Source organism: Pseudomonas fluorescens, assembly GCF_018614655.1.
GTDB lineage: Bacteria > Pseudomonadota > Gammaproteobacteria > Pseudomonadales > Pseudomonadaceae > Aquipseudomonas > Aquipseudomonas fluorescens_BX.
This window is the reverse complement of record NZ_JAGGOG010000013.1, coordinates 141,007-158,643: the sequence shown is the minus strand read 5'-3', so window position 1 is coordinate 158,643 and position 17,637 is coordinate 141,007. Positions and strand designations below refer to the sequence as shown.

Annotated in this window: 14 protein-coding genes; 11 read left to right on the top strand and 3 right to left on the bottom strand. The window is 59.2% G+C overall.

The genetic code is table 11. The annotated features are described in order from the left end of the window. The first annotated feature begins 20 nt into the window (after window positions 1–20). From J7E41_RS12740 to pgm, 3 genes are all read left to right on the top strand, one after another. The gene (locus J7E41_RS12740; RefSeq protein WP_214993379.1) at window positions 21–1,442 is read left to right on the top strand and encodes a hypothetical protein; all 1,422 of its coding nucleotides are present in this window, start codon (window positions 21–23) and stop codon (window positions 1,440–1,442) included. A 36-nt stretch (window positions 1,443–1,478) separates the two neighbouring features. Continuing rightward, window positions 1,479–2,882 carry a PLP-dependent aminotransferase family protein gene (locus J7E41_RS12735; protein WP_214993378.1) on the top strand — a complete coding sequence of 468 codons (1,404 nt, stop codon included), beginning with the start codon at window positions 1,479–1,481 and terminating at the stop codon, window positions 2,880–2,882. Between the two features lie 114 nt (window positions 2,883–2,996). Beyond that, window positions 2,997–4,643, top strand: a complete 1,647-nt coding sequence (pgm, locus tag J7E41_RS12730; protein WP_214993376.1) for a phosphoglucomutase (alpha-D-glucose-1,6-bisphosphate-dependent) — start codon at window positions 2,997–2,999, stop codon at window positions 4,641–4,643. A 782-nt stretch (window positions 4,644–5,425) separates the two neighbouring features. Here the strand turns inward: pgm and J7E41_RS12725 are convergent. Next, window positions 5,426–6,121: a pirin family protein gene (locus tag J7E41_RS12725; protein WP_214993374.1), complete on the bottom strand. Its 696-nt coding sequence runs from the start codon at window positions 6,119–6,121 to the stop codon at window positions 5,426–5,428. 227 nt (window positions 6,122–6,348) lie between these two features. On the opposite strand from J7E41_RS12725, the gene J7E41_RS12720 reads away from it, so the two are divergent. Further along, window positions 6,349–8,817 carry a UvrD-helicase domain-containing protein gene (locus J7E41_RS12720; RefSeq protein ID WP_214993372.1) on the top strand — a complete coding sequence of 823 codons (2,469 nt, stop codon included), beginning with the start codon at window positions 6,349–6,351 and terminating at the stop codon, window positions 8,815–8,817. A gap of 27 nt (window positions 8,818–8,844) precedes the next feature. On the opposite strand, the gene J7E41_RS12715 is transcribed toward J7E41_RS12720, so the two are convergent. Further along, a complete protein-coding gene (locus J7E41_RS12715) occupies window positions 8,845–9,117 on the bottom strand; it encodes a DUF1652 domain-containing protein (RefSeq protein WP_214993370.1) in 273 nt (90 codons plus the stop codon). Window positions 9,118–9,374: 257 nt separating this feature from the next. Here J7E41_RS12715 and J7E41_RS12710 point away from each other — a divergent pair, with 257 nt between their 5' ends. The 5 genes from J7E41_RS12710 (at window position 9,375) to J7E41_RS12690 (ending at window position 13,712) form a co-directional block, all read left to right on the top strand. Then, a complete protein-coding gene (locus J7E41_RS12710) occupies window positions 9,375–10,199 on the top strand; it encodes a helix-turn-helix domain-containing protein (protein WP_214993367.1) in 825 nt (274 codons plus the stop codon). 48 nt (window positions 10,200–10,247) lie between these two features. Then, entirely contained in the window at window positions 10,248–11,654 is a 1,407-nt protein-coding gene (locus tag J7E41_RS12705; protein WP_214993365.1) for an NAD(P)/FAD-dependent oxidoreductase, read from the top strand. Window positions 11,655–11,681: 27 nt separating this feature from the next. Next, on the top strand, window positions 11,682–12,023 hold the full coding sequence (locus J7E41_RS12700; protein WP_214993363.1) for a cupin domain-containing protein: 342 nt from the start codon (window positions 11,682–11,684) through the stop codon (window positions 12,021–12,023). 60 nt (window positions 12,024–12,083) lie between these two features. Continuing rightward, on the top strand, window positions 12,084–13,163 hold the full coding sequence (locus tag J7E41_RS12695) for a polyamine ABC transporter substrate-binding protein (protein ID WP_214993361.1): 1,080 nt from the start codon (window positions 12,084–12,086) through the stop codon (window positions 13,161–13,163). A 90-nt stretch (window positions 13,164–13,253) separates the two neighbouring features. Then, window positions 13,254–13,712: an REP-associated tyrosine transposase gene (locus J7E41_RS12690; RefSeq protein WP_214993359.1), complete on the top strand. Its 459-nt coding sequence runs from the start codon at window positions 13,254–13,256 to the stop codon at window positions 13,710–13,712. 189 nt (window positions 13,713–13,901) lie between these two features. On the opposite strand, the gene J7E41_RS12685 is transcribed toward J7E41_RS12690, so the two are convergent. After that, the gene (locus tag J7E41_RS12685; RefSeq protein WP_214993357.1) at window positions 13,902–14,696 is read right to left on the bottom strand and encodes a helix-turn-helix transcriptional regulator; all 795 of its coding nucleotides are present in this window, start codon (window positions 14,694–14,696) and stop codon (window positions 13,902–13,904) included. Window positions 14,697–14,894: 198 nt separating this feature from the next. Between J7E41_RS12685 and J7E41_RS12680 the strand changes: the two genes are divergently transcribed. Further along, window positions 14,895–16,259, top strand: coding sequence for an APC family permease (locus J7E41_RS12680; protein WP_214993354.1), 1,365 nt, complete (start codon window positions 14,895–14,897; stop codon window positions 16,257–16,259). Between the two features lie 9 nt (window positions 16,260–16,268). Further along, a complete protein-coding gene (locus J7E41_RS12675; RefSeq protein ID WP_214993352.1) occupies window positions 16,269–17,375 on the top strand; it encodes a P1 family peptidase in 1,107 nt (368 codons plus the stop codon). Window positions 17,376–17,637: the final 262 nt, after the last annotated feature.

The following is a 17,637-nucleotide window of genomic DNA, read 5'->3' as shown; positions in this document are numbered from 1 at the left end:
TTAAACTCAGGTAGTAAACTATGAGCGCTATTCATGAGCAGGCCATGAACTATGTTTATCAACAAGTATTGCAGCGCCTCTTAGGGCACTTCTCCCGAACTGAACGCACGGCACTTCAGTTACTGATTCAACGATTAATCGTGGCGGCCGGCGGGATTGAACAGATTGGCGACTATAAAGTGCTCGTGGCTCATGGCGCGGGCAAGAGCAGCAGCTATAGCTTGGCGTTTTTGCGCGCTGCGCAACTGACCATCGCCGGGCGATCCCCCAGGACCTTCCAACTGCGTGTCGCGACACTGAGACACGCCGGCATGACACAGGCCGCGCTGGATACCATTCAACGTGGCTACAGCGCACTGTTTTTCCATGATGATCCGCGCGTAGAGCTGCTGATGGTGGAGAACCAGGAAGTGTTGGCGTTCAATCCCTTGCGCCCGGCTTCCAGTGCGGGGCAGGAAGCTAGCCGGCGCAATATGTTGATGATCGGCCACCTGACGTCAGGGGATATTCGCGCGACATTGTGCAATGACAGCTACCTGGCCCTGGGTGATTTCTATCAGCGTGTCACCTCGTGGGGCGGCGGCGTGCACGCCTTGGTCAGCGGTGACTCATCACGCAAGCAACGGCAATACCTGGCGTGGCTGAAAAAAACCGCACAGGCCGCGGGATTGTCCGTGCCTGAGCGCTGGCCAGTCGCGCTCAATACCTTGTTTGCCTGCATGGATGAATGGAGCACTGGCTATTACCAGGACGTTTATGGCGAGCATCACGTAAAGCCTGACTCGCCGAGCAAGGACAGTCATCGCCATTTGTCCTACATTGGCCTCGCCGACCTGATCAGCGATTTGAATAAAGAATTCACCCCCTTGCTGGCCGAGTTCCTGAGTTACCAGGTGGACACGTTTGGCTTTCACTTCAGCAATCCGGCCTGTGCGAACCCCTTGTTGATGGCGCACATGCGCGGTCTACAGGCCCAGTGTTTGCGCGAGCTTGATTACGCATCTGGCGTCGATGGTTTCGTGCAGGAAGCGGGACTGTTCATATCGCATAAAAGTATCCCCGGCAACATGATCGCCCAGGCGGGTACCCAGGACGGACGCATCCTGTCGGCAACTTATGCGCAGGAATTCTTTGGCCTGGACGAAAGCCAACTGATTTGTTTGTTGTTTTCGCCCTTTATCCACCATGGCGAACGGCTCGAAAGCTTTTTGCGTCAATGTCACCCAGGCATGCTGGTGGCGCTCCCTGAATTACACAAGGCGCTTCAGGGCAAGCCTGTGGCCGATATGCTCCAAAACTGGATCACCCATATCAGCGGCTTGCCGATGCCGTTGGTGCTCCATCTGTATCGCAAGCGACCTGGCGCCGTCGCCGAAGGACGGCGTGAAGCACCTGTCCCGGCGAGTGGCAAGGCGCAGGACCATCGGCTGTCAGGGCGTTAAGCGGTTGGCATTGCAGGTCTGTGCAAGGGGGCGGAGATGATCCTCAAGGGCGATCGGCAAACGGACTTCGCCTACCAGGCGGTCTATCGCTATCTGATCAACCTGATCAACGAGGTCGGCACCGACGCCCGGGTCAAGTTGCCTTCCTTGCGGCAATTGTCGGGCCGCCTGAATGTCTCGATCTCGACGGTGCAGTACGCCTATTCCTTGTTGGAGAAGGAGGGCAGGATCTACTCGGTGACCAAGTCTGGCCACTACGCCTGGCCGGTGCCCACTCAGCCAGCCGGGTGTACGGGGGGTGACCTGCTGGAGCGACTGTATGCCGGCACCCGTCGTCCGGGCATGCTGGTGCTGAGCGCAGACGAGCCGGCACTGCAGTTGTCCCTGGACGGTCCATTGCTGCTGTTGGAGCGTGAACTGGTGCGCCAGTACCCGCGCCATTTGCAGCCCTGGTCACAGCCATGCGGGGTCTGGGAACTGCGGGCAGCGTTGGCGGCGCGCTACACCTCGTCACCGACCCGTTGCTGGCAGGCAGATGACGTCTATATTGGCGCCGACCTGCGGGGTGTTCTGGAGATTCTGATTGAAGTACTGGGCCTCAAGGGCGCGACCATTGTGGTGGAGTCGCCCTGCGATTGGTCGATCCTGCGGCTGTTGCAAGAGTCTGGCGTGGGCATCATTGAGTTGCCCTACCTTCATGGCAGCCTGGACCTGGCGGCCTTTGAACAGCTGCTACGCAACGAGTCGGTGCACCTGACGTTGCTCTCATCCAGAGTCAGCCAGCCGGCCGGCTCGGTCATGTCCAACGGTGAACGCTTGCAGGTGGTGCGCCTGCTGGATCAGTACGGTTGCTGGCTGCTGGAAAACGATATCGAGGGTGATCTGGGCGTTGAACAACCGGTGACGGCGTTACGGGATCTGGTCAACCCCGAACGGTTAATGGTGTTTTCCACGTTCGAGAAAGTGCTCGGCCCGGAAGCGCCCTATGGCTATCTGTTATCTCGCTACTTGAGTGCAGAGTTGCAGCGCCAGTTTCTGCTGCGGGCATTTCGCCTCTCTTCAATCCGCCAGCGGGCGCTTGCCCGGCTCTATCAAACCGGGCGAATTGACCAACACCTGCAGGCGCTGCGGCGCTTATTGAAAGAGCAGGCGACCTTCATGAGCCAGCGCCTGGATGAGCACCTGGCTGATTGGGTCAGCTACCGGATGCCGGTGGCCGGTGCGACTTTCTGGTTATCTTCGCGACAAACCGTGGACATGCGCCAAGTGTTCCAGCACATGCTTGGCCGACAGGTAGTGATTGCGCCGGGCGAACTGTTCAGCGTCAACGGCTTGCATCAACAACACCTGCGGTTGAGCCACAGCTTTGACGGGCAGCACAGTCTGGACCTTGCCCTGATTGAGCTGGCTCAGGCGTTAAAACAGGCGCAAGTTGGGTGACTGTGAGGAAATGTCAGAAGTTACCAGTTGTTGTAGGATCGATATCGTCGCGCAGTAGTCAAACTCCCAGTAAACTGCACTTTTCCCGAATTCTTCTCTATCAGAGGTTTATGCATGACTCTCAGTCCTTTTGCGGGCAAACCGGCACCAGCTCAGTTGCTGGTGGACATCCCGCGACTGGTAACGGCCTATTACACCGGCCAGCCTGATGCAGCGATCTCCACTCAACGCGTGGCCTTTGGTACCTCCGGGCACCGTGGCAGTTCCTTCGACCTGAGCTTCAACGAATGGCATGTGCTTGCCATCAGCCAGGCTATCTGCCTGTACCGCGAAGCCCAAGGCATCAACGGCCCATTGTTTGTTGGCCTGGACACTCACGCCTTGTCGACCCCGGCCGGCGCCAGTGCCCTGGAAGTATTGGCCGCCAATGGGGTGCATGTGATGCTCGCCGAAGGTGACGAATACACCCCGACGCCTGCGATTTCCCATGCCATCATTTGCTACAACCGTGGTCGTACCAGCGGCCTGGCGGACGGCATCGTCATCACGCCGTCCCACAACCCGCCGCAAAGCGGTGGCTACAAGTACAATCCGCCCAACGGTGGCCCGGCCGATACCCACATCACCAAGTGGATCGAAGCCAAGGCCAACGAGTTACTGGCCAACAAGCTGGCCGGGGTCAAGCGCATCACCCACGCGCAAGCACTGAAGGCTGACACCACTCACCGTCACGATTACCTCAACAGTTATGTGGCGGACCTGATCAACGTTATCGACATGGACGCGATCCGCAGCGCTGGCCTGCGCCTGGGCGTCGATCCGCTGGGCGGCGCCGGCGTGCGCTACTGGTCAGCGATTGCCGAGCACTACCGTCTTGACCTGGACGTGGTGAACACCGAAGTCGACGCCACTTTCCGCTTCATGAGCGTGGATTGGGACGGTCAGATCCGCATGGACCCGTCCTCCAGCTACGCCATGCAAGGCTTGATCGGCCTCAAGGAACGTTTCGACGTGGCGTTCGCCTGCGATCCGGACCACGACCGCCATGGCATCGTCACGCCGTCTGGTGGCTTGCTTGCTCCGAACAACTACCTGGCAGTATCCATCGACTACCTGTTCCAGAACCGTCCCGACTGGCGCGCCGATGCGGCCGTGGGCAAGACCGTGGTCAGCAGCGGCTTGATTGATCGGGTTACCAAACGTATGGGCCGTCGTCTGTATGAGGTGCCGGTGGGTTTCAAATGGTTCGCCGACGGCTTGTTCGATGGTTCCCTGGGTTTTGGTGGCGAAGAAAGTGCGGGCGCCTCGTTCCTGCGTAAGGATGGCAGCGTCTGGAGTACTGACAAGGACGGCTTGATTCCGGCTTTGCTGGCCGCTGAGATGACTTCCCGTAAAGGCCAGGACCCGAGCCAGATCTACCGAGGCCTGACGGACGAGTTGGGTGAGCCGTTTGCCATCCGGGTTGATGCCAAGGCTACGCCGGCGCAGAAAGCCTTGCTGGGCAAGCTGTCGCCGGAGCAGGTGACGTCCAAGCAATTGGCCGGGGAGAGCATTCAGCAGATCCTCAGCCATGCGCCGGGCAACGATCAGGCGATTGGCGGGTTGAAGGTCATGACCGAAAACGGCTGGTTTGCTGCGCGTCCATCGGGGACTGAGGATATCTACAAGATCTATGCCGAGAGCTTTGTTAGTGAGGATCACCTTAAGCGGTTGGTGGAAGAGGCGCAGGTGTTGGTGGATGGGGCTATTTCGTCCAACTGATTGGGTAGGGGGGTATCCGTTGCTGCGGTAACGGCGGCTTATGGTTCCGCCCTTACGGCGGGTCACTTTCGAAAAGCCGGAATGCCGGCCCAGTCGAAAGTAACCAAAGCGCTCTTGCCCCACCACTCGGCACCTCGCCTAGGCTCGGTGTGCCCTCACTCCGGCATTACTCCGTGGGCCGCCGCGACGGGCCATCCATGGCCCAACGCGGCTAAACCGGCGTCCTGCCGGTTTACCCACTGCGTAATACCTGCGTTCGGCCAGCGTGGTTTAACGGGGCACCTCAGATCAAGATCAAGATCAAAATCAGATCAAGAGCACGCAGCCTCGCTGGCGCTCGACAGCTGCTACGTGAGGGTGGGGAGGAAGAAACGCATACGCTTCAAAGAATAGGTCGGCTACCAGGCCGCCTCGCTCTGTTTTTGATCTTGGGCGCCCCGTTAAACCACGCTGGCTGAACGTAGGCATTGGTCCGTGGGTAAACCGGCAGGACGCCGGTTTAGCCGCACTGGGCCAGGGATGGCCCATTGCGGCGGCCCACGGAGTAATGCCGGAGAGAAGGCACACCGAGCACTAGCGAGGTGCCGAGTGGTGGGGCAAGAGCGTTTTGCTTACTTTGCCGCTTTTGCAAAGTGAGTCGCCGTAAGGGCGAAACCAATAGCCGCCATGACCGCAGCAACGGATATGCCCCCCAACGCCCACCGCAACGAGTGAATCCACTCACCCCATCCAGCAACTGCCACACCGCCATCGCAGACAAGCCGAACCCAGCCCACATTGGCTCAAGCCAGATCCACCAACACAATCTCGCTGTCCTCAATCGCCGTCACCCGCAACACCTGCTCATCCTCAACGGCGACACCGTCTCGAGCTTGCGCACGCAAGCCATTGACTTCAATGACCCCCGTAGCCGGCACCAGATACGCCCGGCGCCCGCTGTCCAGTCGATACTCGGCGCTTTCCCCGGCTTTCAAGTTGGCCGCGACCAACCGCGCATCCGCCCGAATCCGCAGGCTTTGGCTATCGTCAGCCTTGCCACTGGCCAAGGTCACAAAACCCTCACGATTGCCTTTTGGAAACGGCTTGGCGCCCCAGGACGGCGCGGAGCCGGCTTCATTGGGAATGATCCATATCTGAAAAAGCTTGGTAGGCGTGGCCTCAAGGTTGTATTCGCTGTGAACGATACCGGTCCCCGCGCTCATTACTTGCACGTCACCCGCTTCAGTACGGCCCTTGTTGCCGAGGCTGTCTTCGTGGGTAATGGCACCTTCACGGATATAGGTGATGATTTCCATGTCCCGGTGCGGGTGTTTTGGAAAGCCGGTGCCCGGAGCAATGATGTCGTCGTTCCATACCCGAAGGTTGCCCCAGTGCATGCGCTCGGGGTCGTGATACTCGGAGAATGAAAAGTGGTGATGGGCATCCAGCCAGCCGTGGTGAGCGCCGCCCAGGGAGTTGAAAGGTCGAAGTTCAAGCATGATCGTCTCCTGTTGATGGTCTCATCATCCAATAGACCAATATCGATAAAAAGCGTAAAAACTGCCTGAATTTCATCAGTCAATTCGATGTTTTCCAGATGCCACTACTTAGACCCTATCTTCACTTCATCGCCTAACTGCATGAACACAAAGCAATTGGCTGGAACTGGCGAAGGTTTCCGGCGACCATAGGCCTTTGCTTTTACCGCCTTATCGCAGGAGTCCGCGTGCCGCAACACACCCCCGATCTTCCGCCCGAACTGCGGCCCCTGGCCGAAATGCCCCTGTTGAAACGGCTCGCCGCCCGATTATTCGGCCACGGCCTGACGCGCCTGCGCGCCCAGCATCGTTTCTCCTGGCTGCACGGCCAGGCCGACGGTTTTCGCAGCGGGCACACGGCAGGCGTGGAGTATGGCTATCAGGAAGGCAAGCTCGACGGCATCGAGGAGGGCCGCCAAGTCCTGCTGATTCGCGACTTCCGTCCCGATGAACACAGTGCGCCGCGCGTGGATGACCACCTGTTCGATGATTGGCGCCTGCCGCTCACCGCCGAGTTGAAAAAACGCATCAAGGCCGATGTGGCGCGCCTGCTGCCTGCCCATGCGCAACCGAGCGTTGCCCAGTGGAAGATGATTTTCAGCGATACGCCGTCCACCTCGGTGATTGCCGGCGCCGGTGCGGGCAAGTCTACCTCCCTGGTACTGCGCATCTTGTTGCTCACCCATTACCTGGGCTTTGAACTGAGCTCGATGACCGTGGTGACGTTCACCCGGGAGTCGCGCAAAGACTTCATCAACAAGCTCATGGAAATTCTCAATCTGTGGGGCCAACCCCTTGGCATGAAAGAAGCGCAGGCGGTAGTGCGCACCTTCCATTCGCGTATCTTGCCGATGGTGCGCAGCCTGCCAGGCTTTGAGCGGCTGCAGGCGTTTGAAAACCTCAACGCCCGCACTGAAGCCGGTTTTGATGAGGCGGACAGCAACCCCTTCGAACTGCGCATCAACGATACCCAGCGCCAGCAACTGAACGCCTGTTATCACGGGCTCCACACTCGTCATGAGCGGTTCCGTGAGCTGATAGCGCCCTTGGCACGCCATGCCCTGCAACTCAAGGAGCTGGAGCGCGACCACCCTGACGTGCAGAAGCGCGTAGCGGTGACCGAGCTGGCCGCCAAGCGCGATGAAGAGCTCTGCGATGTGATCGAAGACCTGTGGTTTCGTGCCGGCGCCTGGCCGATCAAGGGCATCGAGCAGAATCGGCAGACGCTGGAGATCAACGGGGCGCAGTTCCATTGCCACGGCTATATCGCTGAGTTGGATGCCTGGGTGGTATTGGGCTTCGACCCGCGTGAGAACGCCCAGATCAGTCGCCCAGGTTCCAAACTGTCGGTGCGTGCGGAGTGGGCGGTTAAGCGCACACTGTTTCAAGCTTTCTGTCGCAAGCCTTTGATATGGCTGGAAAGTTATGAGTCATCAAAGCGTCTGTTGAGCAGCCTGGCAGGGGACGCAACCGCTGGGCCGGGCTTCGACTACAAGGTCAAGGGCGAGCTGGCGTCGGCACCACTGCTGGACAGCTTTGTCACGGCTGCCGGCTTTATCGAAAACTTGGGCCTGGATGTACCCACCGCCGTGGGGCAAATGAGCTTTGCCAAGGACGACCCGGACCGTTTCTTCTTTGAAGCCTTGAGCATCTTCTGGAAGGCCCTGGAAGATCACTTGCTGGACCAATCGCCGCCGATCATGACCTACAACCGGATGTTCTCGCTGTTTGGCGAAAATACCCCGGAAAACCTGAAGTTGCTCAGTGACGGGCTATTGCGGCCGATGTCGCACCTGATGATCGATGAATTCCAGGATGTGTCACCCCAGATCGTCTCGTGGCTGCGCGCCAGCCTGCGGGAGATTCGCAGCCGTGGCCCGGCGATGCATGTGGGCCGTGGGGCGCAACGTTCTTCGCTGTTGTGCGTGGGGGACGACTGGCAGTCGATCTATGGCTGGCGCGGCAGTTCACCCAAATACTTCATGGAGTTCAACAAGGAGTTTGCGTCACCCGCTACGACCCGGGTGATGTTGGGGGAGAATTACCGCAGCCATCAATATGTGATTGATGCCGCTGAGCATATCGTGCGGGCCGCACCGGCCATCAGTGGCAAGAAGGCCAAGGCGAGTGGGGCGGCGAAGGCCTTGGTGCCTGTGGTAGTGCGCGACCGTGACGATGCGGCCTTGGGCCGGGAGCTGTTGGTGCATTACCAACAGGGCGATTCAATCTTGATGCTCTATCGAAAAAGTAGCGATAAGCTATTGATTCAAGAGCATATTCAATCCGTTGTTAATCTTGATTCGAGCTTGCCGCCTGCAGCACGTCGGCTCAAGCAATTGACCTATCACAGTGCTAAAGGGCTGCAGGCGGACGCCGTGTTCCTGCTCGGGGATTGCCAGCATCTGACGAGTTCGCCTTACAAGAATCAGGTGTACCGCATGGCGGGACTGGGCAAGGAAGGTGATGCCGACGCTTACGACTCTGCGCAAAAGGACGAAGTCTTGCGCCTGGCCTATGTGGGTATTACCCGGGCGGTAAGCCACTGCTATTGGTATATCGAAGGGCAGGACGCCCAAGGGGTGAATGTGCCGAAGGCGTCGGATCGTATTGCGGGGGGCAAGGTGTTTTTTGATGATCAGCGCGGATCAAAACGGTAGGAGCGAGCACGCTCGCTCCTACCGAAATCAAGCCCGCAGGGACAGCGGCGGCACAAACGACTCCAGCTCGTCCTCGACGGCCTCGATAATCCGCTCCACATCCGCCGCATTCATCACTGTGGCGCAGGGAATGCCGGCAATGGCGATCAGGGTTTCGCCGGAGGCTCGATCAAACAGCCGAGCGATCATGCTGGCGGGAGTGTCCATGCTCGCCTCGAAGCCCATCGGGTGAAAATGCCAGCGCATCAGCTGGCAGGCGTTGGGGAATGTCACTTTATTCATGTTGCCCACCTTGTTCATTGAGCGCTTCCTTTAGCTCGCGGCAGGGGCGCCATGACCGTCACTGGTCTTGGCTGTCGAATGCTAAAAATAGCATTCGTTCGCAACACCCAGGGCAGTTTTTTGGCCCCGTTCGGCGGTTGTCATCCATTCATTTGATGTGCGTCATATCCCACAGAGCTTTGGGCGATAGGCCATTAGTCAGAACCGTCAATTGGCCATTGAAGCCCCTGGAAAAGTTCGGCAAGCTCGTACGTTTGCCAGCCTCAGAGCGTTTTATGCCCGACATCGCCCCAGACGATGATTCCCACCAAGCCCAGGCCACCGGCGAGATCGTCCTGCGCCATCATCTTTGCTGGAAGCGCCGGGACCTGGAAGGCGTCATGGCGTACTACCACCCGGCTATCCAGTATCACGACTTCTTCCAGAACCGCGTCGTGGGCTTCGATGAGCTGCGTGATTACCTGCGCGCCAGCATGCCCCGCGGCCCTGACGAAGCCATTGAGCACAGTGATCGTATCCGCGTCGACGGCGACACGGCATTCATTCAATACCGCATCACCCTGCGGGGGAGTCAGGGCCTGGTGTCGTTTCGCACCAGTGAAGCAATCACCGTGCGCGATGGTTTGATCTGGCGGGTCAATGAATATGCATCACTGGTGCATGAGCAACCCACCAGTCGTACGCGCTCCCAGGCGCAGCGCCCGACCGTCAGCCGCCTGGGCCTGTCGCCCCAACAGTTGAGTTACCTGGCCAACGACTTGCAGCAGTACTTCCAGCGCCAGCAACCCTATTTGGACCCGGAGCTGGACCTGCAACAGGTGGCCAAGGAGTGTGGTTACAGCCGCAACCAGATTTCCTACCTGTTGAACCAGGTGCTGGGGCAGAGCTTTTACCGCTACGTCAACCAGGCACGCTTGCAGCATTTGCTTGCGACGCTGGACACGGCCGTACCGCCGATTCGCATCGATGAGTTGGCCTTTGCCGCGGGTTTCAATTCCCTGTCGGCCTTCTACAGCTGCTTCCGCCAGCACACCGGCCTGTCGCCCAAGGCCTACGTCAAACAAATTTCCCTGCGTGCACGCGCGCAAGACGCTCCCTGAGGTCAGGCACTAGGATCACACCATCGATTTTAGGTGGTGGAGTTGGGTATGCCGGCGTGGCGCACTATCAGTTTATGGATGGACCAGTTGGACGAGCCGCTGGTGGCGCGTCCGCCTCTGGAGCAGGACCTGGACGTCAATGTGGCGATCATCGGTGCTGGTTATACCGGGCTGTGGACCGCCTATTACCTCAAGCGCCAGGCTCCTGAACTGAAGATCGCCATCATCGAGGCGCAAACCGCCGGCTTTGGTGCTTCGGGCCGCAACGGTGGCTGGTTGATGGGCAATCTGTTGGGGGAAGACCGCTTACTGGCGGGTTTGTCCCCCGAGCAACGCCGGGCGTCGTTCGACTTGCTGCATGGCATCCCCGATGAAGTGGCCCAGGTGATCGAGCGTGAAGGCATCGATTGCGATTACCGCAAGGGCGGGGTGCTGTACTGCGCTGCCCGCTATCCGGAGCAGGAAACCAGCCTGCGTCAATACCTGAAAAAGCTCCATGCCCAGGGCCTCACCGAAGAGGATTACCGCTGGTTGAGCCCGCAGCAGTTGGCCGAGCAGATTCGCATCGCCAAGCCTTACGGCGGCATTTACGCCCCCCATGTCGCGACTATTCACCCAGCCAAGCTGGTGCGCGCTCTGGCGCGGCTAGTCGAGCAAATGGGCGTCAATATCTACGAAAACAGCCCGGTGACCCACTGGCAGTCCGGGAGCTTGCGCACCAACAAGGCCGTGGTCCGCGCTTCCTGGGTGGTGCCGGCAGTCGAGGGCTATGCCACGACCTTGGCGCCGTTGGGGCGCTATCAGTTGCCGGTACAAAGCCTGATCGTCGCCACCGAGCCGCTGTCCGCCAGCACCTGGGACGAAATCGGCCTGAGCCGAGGCCAGGCGTTTGGCGAAAGCAGCCGCCAGGTCACCTATGGCCAGCGCACGGCGGACAACCGTCTCGTGTTCGGTGCCCGTGGCGGCTATCAGTTTGCCGGCAAGCTGCGGCACAGCTTCGATCTGACAGACAGTGAAGTGGAGCTGCGCCGCTACCTGTTCAGCGAGCTGTTTCCCCAACTCAAGGGCGTACGCATCACGCATGCTTGGGGCGGCAACCTGGGCATGTCCCGGCGCTTCAGGCCGCACATGCTCTGTGATCATAAGGCAGGGATTGCTTTATCCGGCGGCTATGGCGGTGAGGGAGTAGGGGCCAGCAATCTCGGTGGCCGGACCCTGGCGGACATGATCCTGGGCCTCGACACGCCGCTGGTCAGCCAGCCATGGGTTATTCCTCAAGGCTCCCTGGACGCGCTCAAGGCCTGGGAACCGGAACCCTGCCGCTGGCTGGGCTACAACGCGATCATTCGCAGCTTTGTCCACGAAGATCAGACCTTGGCCAACCCCGACAGCGCGCCTTGGCGCCGCCGGTTAGCCAGCGGGGTTGCGGGGTTCATGGAAGGCTTCATGCACTAAGTCGTTTCAACTACTGCAGGTATGACCATGAGCATCACTCAATTCAAAGACACCCTCAGTGCCCACTTGCCGGACTCCGCTCCCGTTGCCGCACCGCTGGGCACTCCGGTGGCCGTGGCTTCGACCTTGAGCGTGGAGCGCAGCGATGGCGTCGAAACCGGCATCTGGGAGTGCACCCCCGGGCGCTGGCGTCGCCAGATCGTCGCCCAGGAGTTCTGTCACTTCATCCAGGGCCGCTGCACCTTTACCCCGGACAACGGCGAAACCCTGCACATCGAAGCCGGTGATGCACTCATGTTGCCCGCCAACAGCACCGGTATCTGGGACATCCAGGAAACCGTGCGCAAGACCTACGTGTTGATTCTGTAAACCTTTGATCCTTGATCGCCTGCCATAAAAACAGCCCTATAACCGCCAGGAAATCGACTCATGAAACCCATTGTCCTGTTGCCCCTGTTGCTGGTGGCCTCCCTCAGCCAGGCCGCTGAAACGGTAAAAATCTACAACTGGTCGGACTACATCGCCCCGGATACCACGAAGAGCTTCCAGAAAGAAACCGGCATTGCTTTCACCTACGACGTCTATGACAGCAACGAAACCCTCGACGGCAAGTTGATGACCGGCAAATCCGGCTATGACGTGGTGTTTCCGTCCAACCACTTCATGGCCCGGCAGATCCAGGGTGGGGCACTGAAGAAACTCGACAAGAGCCAGTTGCCCAACTGGAAAAACCTCAACCCGGTGCTGCTCAAGGCCCTGGAAAACAACGACCCGGGCAATGCCCACGGCTTCCCGTACCTGTGGGGCAGCACCGGCATCGGCTACAACATCGACAAGGTCAAGGCCGTGCTCGGGGACAACGCCCCGGTGGACTCCTGGGACCTGATCTTCAAGCCCGAATACATGGAAAAGCTGCAAAAGTGCGGGGTTGCCATCCTCGACAACGGTCCGGAACTGCTGCCGGCCGCGTTGAATTACCTGGGCCTGCCACACCACAGCAAGAACCCCGAGGACTACAAGAAAGCTGAAGCGCTGCTGATGAAAGTGCGGCCTTACGTCAGTTACTTCCACTCCTCGAAATACACCAGCGACCTGGCCAATGGCGATATCTGCGTGGCGGTCGGCTTCTCTGGTGACATCCTGCAAGCCGAAAGCCGCGCTACCGAAGCCAAGAACGGCGTGAAGATCGGCTACAACATTCCCAGGGAAGGCGCTGCCATCTGGTTCGACATGGTAGCCATGCCCGCGGATGCCCCGGATGAACAGGCCGGTTATGCCTTCATGAACTACCTGCTGCGCCCCGACGTGATGGCCAGCATCACGAACCATGTGCACTACGCCAACGGTAACGCAGCGGCCGACAGCCTGGTGGACCCGGCGATCAAGAGCGACACCAAGGTGTACCCGAGTCCGGAAATGATGGGCAAGTTGTTTGCGCTGGAAGCGATGCCGCTGAATATCGACCGGATCCGCACGCGGGTGTGGAACACCATTCGTACGGGGCGCTGATCGGCAATATTTCGTTGTTCATCTGCACCTCTGCCTAAGCGGCAAAGCAGGTACTTTCCTTTCCTCCTGATATTGAGCGGGAGGCAAGGAATGCCTGTATTGAACAAGCCTGGACGATTAAGGATCGGGCGGGCGTCAGAGGTGGGTGGCGTGTATCTGTTGACCGCTGTGACTTACCACAGAGAACCGATTTTTGAGGATTGGCAGTTGGGGCGGCTGTTGGTGAAGCAACTGCGTCAGGCACATGAAGATCAATGGGGGAACTCTCTGGCGTTTGTTGTCATGCCGGATCACGTTCATTGGCTGGTTCAGCTTCAGGGCAAGACGCTGGCGGAATTGATGTGCCGAATAAAATCGCGAAGCAGCCTGGTGGTCAATCGCGCTCTAGGTCGCAAGGGGCCGCTTTGGCAGAAGGGTTACCACGACCGTGGCATGCGTCGTGAAGAAGACTTGAAGGACTTTGCTCGTTATGTAGTTTGCAATCCGGTTCGAGCAGGGTTGGTAGGGCGGGTTCATGATTATCCGCTTTGGGATGTGTGGTGGTTGTGAGGTGAGGGGGACGGCTTTATGTGTGTGGTGTGGCCTACGTAGCCTCGCTGGCGCTCGACAACTGCTACGAACGAGGTGCGTGGCGTAGATACCGTCTTGAACTTCACCTGGCAAACGTGGGGTAGTTCCATCTGATCCCCGTAGCAGCTGTCGAGCGCCAGCGAGGCTGCGTAGGATGCGACGCCGAGGCTAAGGGTTCTCCAGATCATGCCCCAACGATTGGATAAACAACGAAAACAACTCCGGTTGTGACGAGATATCCAACTTGGCATACAGATGCCGGCGATGAACCTTGACCGTGTCCGGTGAGATGCTCAGGCGTTCGGCCATGGCCTTGGAAGAAAACCCGCGCAATACCAGGCGAGCGATTTCCAGCTCGCGCTCTGACAGCACGCCACTGCCAAAATGACTCAAGGCATCACGAATCTGGCTGGCCATGGCGTCTGGCGCCGGCGCCCGCTGGGTGCTTTGTTGCCAATGCTGTTGCATCAACGGCAGCACCCAGGCGCAGAGGGTCGTCAGCAGTCCCGTTTCACCAGGGGTAAACATCCTTTGCATGCCCAGGGACAGGGACAAGGTCCCGCTGCCCGGCAATTGCAGAATGAACTGCGCCTCGTCTTCCAACACGTTGTCGTGGAAGTAATTGAGGAAGTATTCGCTTTGGCGAAAGTGATCCGGTGCCACTTCTTCAAGGTGGTACACACCGCTGGCGTAGCCGTCCCGACACGCCTGGAAAAACGGATCGATCAAGTACAAACCATTGAGGTAAATCAGCATCGGTGTGGGTTTGTTGCTGGGTTGGGCGTCGTATTCCTCCAGCGCCTCGGGTGCGCCCTCAAGGGGGTAGAAAATCGCCAGGGCATTGTCGAAGGGCAGGCATTGGTGCAACAACAGGATCAACTGCTTCCAGAAGCGCTCGGTACCGATCTGCGACACGGTTCGACCCAGTCCGGCGTGCATGCCGACTTCCCTGAACAGGCTCATGTACGGTGCTCCGACGGCGAAAAGATCGCGCAAGGTTTCGACTTTTACCGGTTCCCGTCAAGGGGAGTACTCCAATAGGGGAATTGGCCGCGTGGAATACAGGGTCTAGATTCGCTGACAGCCAGCGGGAAACATATCTCGCGCAGCCATCCCTTTTCGTTTCTGCCTCATACCAACAATAATCACGAGGATAACGATATGAGTGCTTCCCCTGCGCCCGACGGCGTGTTGAAACCCACCTTGAGCGTGTTCGACGTTGTCGCGATTACCGTCTCGGCGGTGACCCCGGCCAGTTCCGTATTCGTGATTGCGCCATTCGCCATCCAGCAGGCCGGCAGCGGGGTGTTCCTGGCGTTCGTGATGGCGGCGGTGCTCGCGCTGATGTTCGCCTTCTGTTACGCCGAACTGGGCCGTGCCCATAACAGCGCCGGGGGTGAATACGTTTACGCCAAGCGCGTGTTCGGCGGCATGGCCGGCTACGCGACCTTCCTCACGGTGCTGGTGATGCTGCTGTTTATCCCGCCGGTGCTGGCCACCGGCGCCGCGACGTACCTCAACAATGCCCTGGGCACCCAATTCGACTCACAAACCGTGGCCCTGGTAATCGTGGTCTGCAGCTACGCCCTGGGGATTCTCAATATCAAGCTCAATGCCTGGATCACGGGCACTTGCTTGCTGCTGGAAGTGGCCGCGTTGCTGGTGATCGTGTTTATCGGCTTCGGCAATCCGGTGCAGCCGGCCAGCGTGTTGTTCCAACCGCAAATTGTCGAAAACGGTGTGTTGCACCTGGCACCCTGGGCCCTGGTGATTGGCGCGGTGGGCATCGGCCTGTTCTCGTTCAATGGTTACGGCCCGGCGGTGCTGCTGGCCGAAGACATGAAATGCGGCGGCAAGGGTGTACACAAAGCTGTTTTGTGGTCCCTGGGTTTGGTGGTGGTGATCGAGTTAGTACCGATCACCGCGCTGTTGATTGGCGCGCCGTCCCTCAGTGCCATGATCAGCAGCCCCGATCCTATCGGCTACTTGTTGACCAGCCACGGCAATGAGACCTTGTCACGGCTGGTGAGCGCCGGGATCTTCCTGTCGGTGTTCAATGCCATCGTCGCCATCGTCATCCAGATCGGCCGGGTGGTATTCAGCAGCGGCCGCGATGCGTTGTGGACGCCCAGTATCAATAAACTGTTCACCCGCATTCATCCGCGCTGGGACTCACCGTGGCTGGCGACGTTGTTCCTGGCGGTTCCGTCGGCGCTGCTCAGTTTCAGCTCCAACCTGGCGGATCTGACGTCCTTCAGCGTGCTGCTGATCATGCTGGTGTACCTGGTGGTGGCCCTGAGTGCGCTGATGAGCCGGGCGCTGCTGCGCGATCGCGAACATCCCTATCGCATGCCGCTGTGGCCATTGCCGGCATTGCTGGCGGTGCTGGGGGCCGGCTATCTATTGTTTACCCTGATCCTTGAGGCTTCGGCCCGGGACATCATGATTATCATCGGCTTGTTGGCGCTGTCGGTGATTTTGTATTGCATCAGCGGCCGGTTGAGTCCGGCGTTCCAGAAACTGTAAGGAGTGGTTATGCGCGCACGTCAATTGGGCATCACGTTGGGTCTGGGCACGCCCGGTGAATTGAATGCCATTACCGACGTTCCCGGTGTTCGGGTTGGCCACAGTACGCTCAAGACCCGCATCGATGGCAAACAGGTCCGCACCGGCGTAACGGTGATCCAGCCTCGGGCGGGTGAGGCCCGGCAACAACCGTGCTTTGCCGGCTACCACGTGCTCAATGGCAACGGCGACGCCACCGGTCTGGAGTGGATCAGCGAGTCGGGCTTGCTGACCACGCCGCTGGCGATCACCAATACCCACAGCATCGGCATTGTGCGCGACACCTTGATTGCCCTGGAGCGGGAAAAGCTGGCGGACCCTGCGGTGTATTGGTGCATGCCGGTGGTGATGGAAACCTATGACGGCTTGCTCAATGATATCTGGGGCCAGCATGTTGGCCCGGAGCATGTGCGCGAAGCCTTGGCCGGTTCTGTAGCAGGCCCGGTACAGGAGGGCGCAGTCGGCGGTGGTACCGGGATGATTTGCCATGAGTTCAAGGGCGGTATCGGCACGGCGTCGCGCCGGTTATCGGCGGAGCAGGGCGGTTGGACCGTGGGGGTGCTGGTTCAGGCCAATCATGGCAAACGTCAAGAGTTACGGGTGGATGGTTACCCGGTGGGGCGTCACTTGATGGAAATTCCTTCACCCTTTGCCGAGCGCGGCACGCCGGGCATGGGCTCGATCGTGGTGATTCTCGCCACCGACGCGCCCTTGCTGCCGCATCAGTGCCAGCGGTTGGCACAACGGGCGTCTATCGGCATTGCTCGCACGGGCGGCGGCACCGAGGATTCCAGTGGCGACCTGTTTCTCGCGTTCGCCACCGGCAACCAGGATTTGCCGCCAGCGGACTATGGGCGCAAGGGCTTGCCGTTCAGCACGCCGTTGGCAATGGTCAATAACGATCATATTTCGCCGCTGTTCAGTGCCGCCGCCGAGGCGGTAGAGGAAGCGATCATTAATGCGATCCTCGCCGGGGAAGACATGGAGACCGACGAGGGGGTTCTGGTGCCAGGGCTCGATGGGCAGACACTGCTCGGGGCATTACGCACAACAGGTTGGCGTACGCGTCTGCTGTAGCCGCTGACGAGGCACGAGGCTGCGATGCGGTCCGCAGGAGCGCCCTCGGGGTCGCTTCGCCACCCATCGCAGCCTCGTACCTCGGCAGCGGCTACACGCTGTGTAAGTGTGTCCCCGTAATAGGGGGCACACTGTCAATACTATTAAAAGTAGTGGCTGTTTAATCATTGGTAATGACACGGTGGCACTTTCTTAGTGCACCCAAACAATATATTGGATCCATTTGGCCGCTGAATGTGAGCGGCTTAACACTTAAGGCATT

Coding starts and splice junctions, on each gene's coding strand:
- J7E41_RS12740 (WP_214993379.1), top strand. CDS start 21: ATGAGCGCTATTCATGAGCAGGCCATGAACTATGTTTATCAACAAGTA.
- J7E41_RS12735 (WP_214993378.1), top strand. CDS start 1,479: ATGATCCTCAAGGGCGATCGGCAAACGGACTTCGCCTACCAGGCGGTC.
- pgm (WP_214993376.1), top strand. CDS start 2,997: ATGACTCTCAGTCCTTTTGCGGGCAAACCGGCACCAGCTCAGTTGCTG.
- J7E41_RS12725 (WP_214993374.1), bottom strand. CDS start 6,121: ATGCTTGAACTTCGACCTTTCAACTCCCTGGGCGGCGCTCACCACGGC.
- J7E41_RS12715 (WP_214993370.1), bottom strand. CDS start 9,117: ATGAACAAGGTGGGCAACATGAATAAAGTGACATTCCCCAACGCCTGC.
- J7E41_RS12710 (WP_214993367.1), top strand. CDS start 9,375: ATGCCCGACATCGCCCCAGACGATGATTCCCACCAAGCCCAGGCCACC.
- J7E41_RS12705 (WP_214993365.1), top strand. CDS start 10,248: ATGCCGGCGTGGCGCACTATCAGTTTATGGATGGACCAGTTGGACGAG.
- J7E41_RS12700 (WP_214993363.1), top strand. CDS start 11,682: ATGAGCATCACTCAATTCAAAGACACCCTCAGTGCCCACTTGCCGGAC.
- J7E41_RS12695 (WP_214993361.1), top strand. CDS start 12,084: ATGAAACCCATTGTCCTGTTGCCCCTGTTGCTGGTGGCCTCCCTCAGC.
- J7E41_RS12690 (WP_214993359.1), top strand. CDS start 13,254: ATGCCTGTATTGAACAAGCCTGGACGATTAAGGATCGGGCGGGCGTCA.
- J7E41_RS12685 (WP_214993357.1), bottom strand. CDS start 14,696: ATGAGCCTGTTCAGGGAAGTCGGCATGCACGCCGGACTGGGTCGAACC.
- J7E41_RS12680 (WP_214993354.1), top strand. CDS start 14,895: ATGAGTGCTTCCCCTGCGCCCGACGGCGTGTTGAAACCCACCTTGAGC.
- J7E41_RS12675 (WP_214993352.1), top strand. CDS start 16,269: ATGCGCGCACGTCAATTGGGCATCACGTTGGGTCTGGGCACGCCCGGT.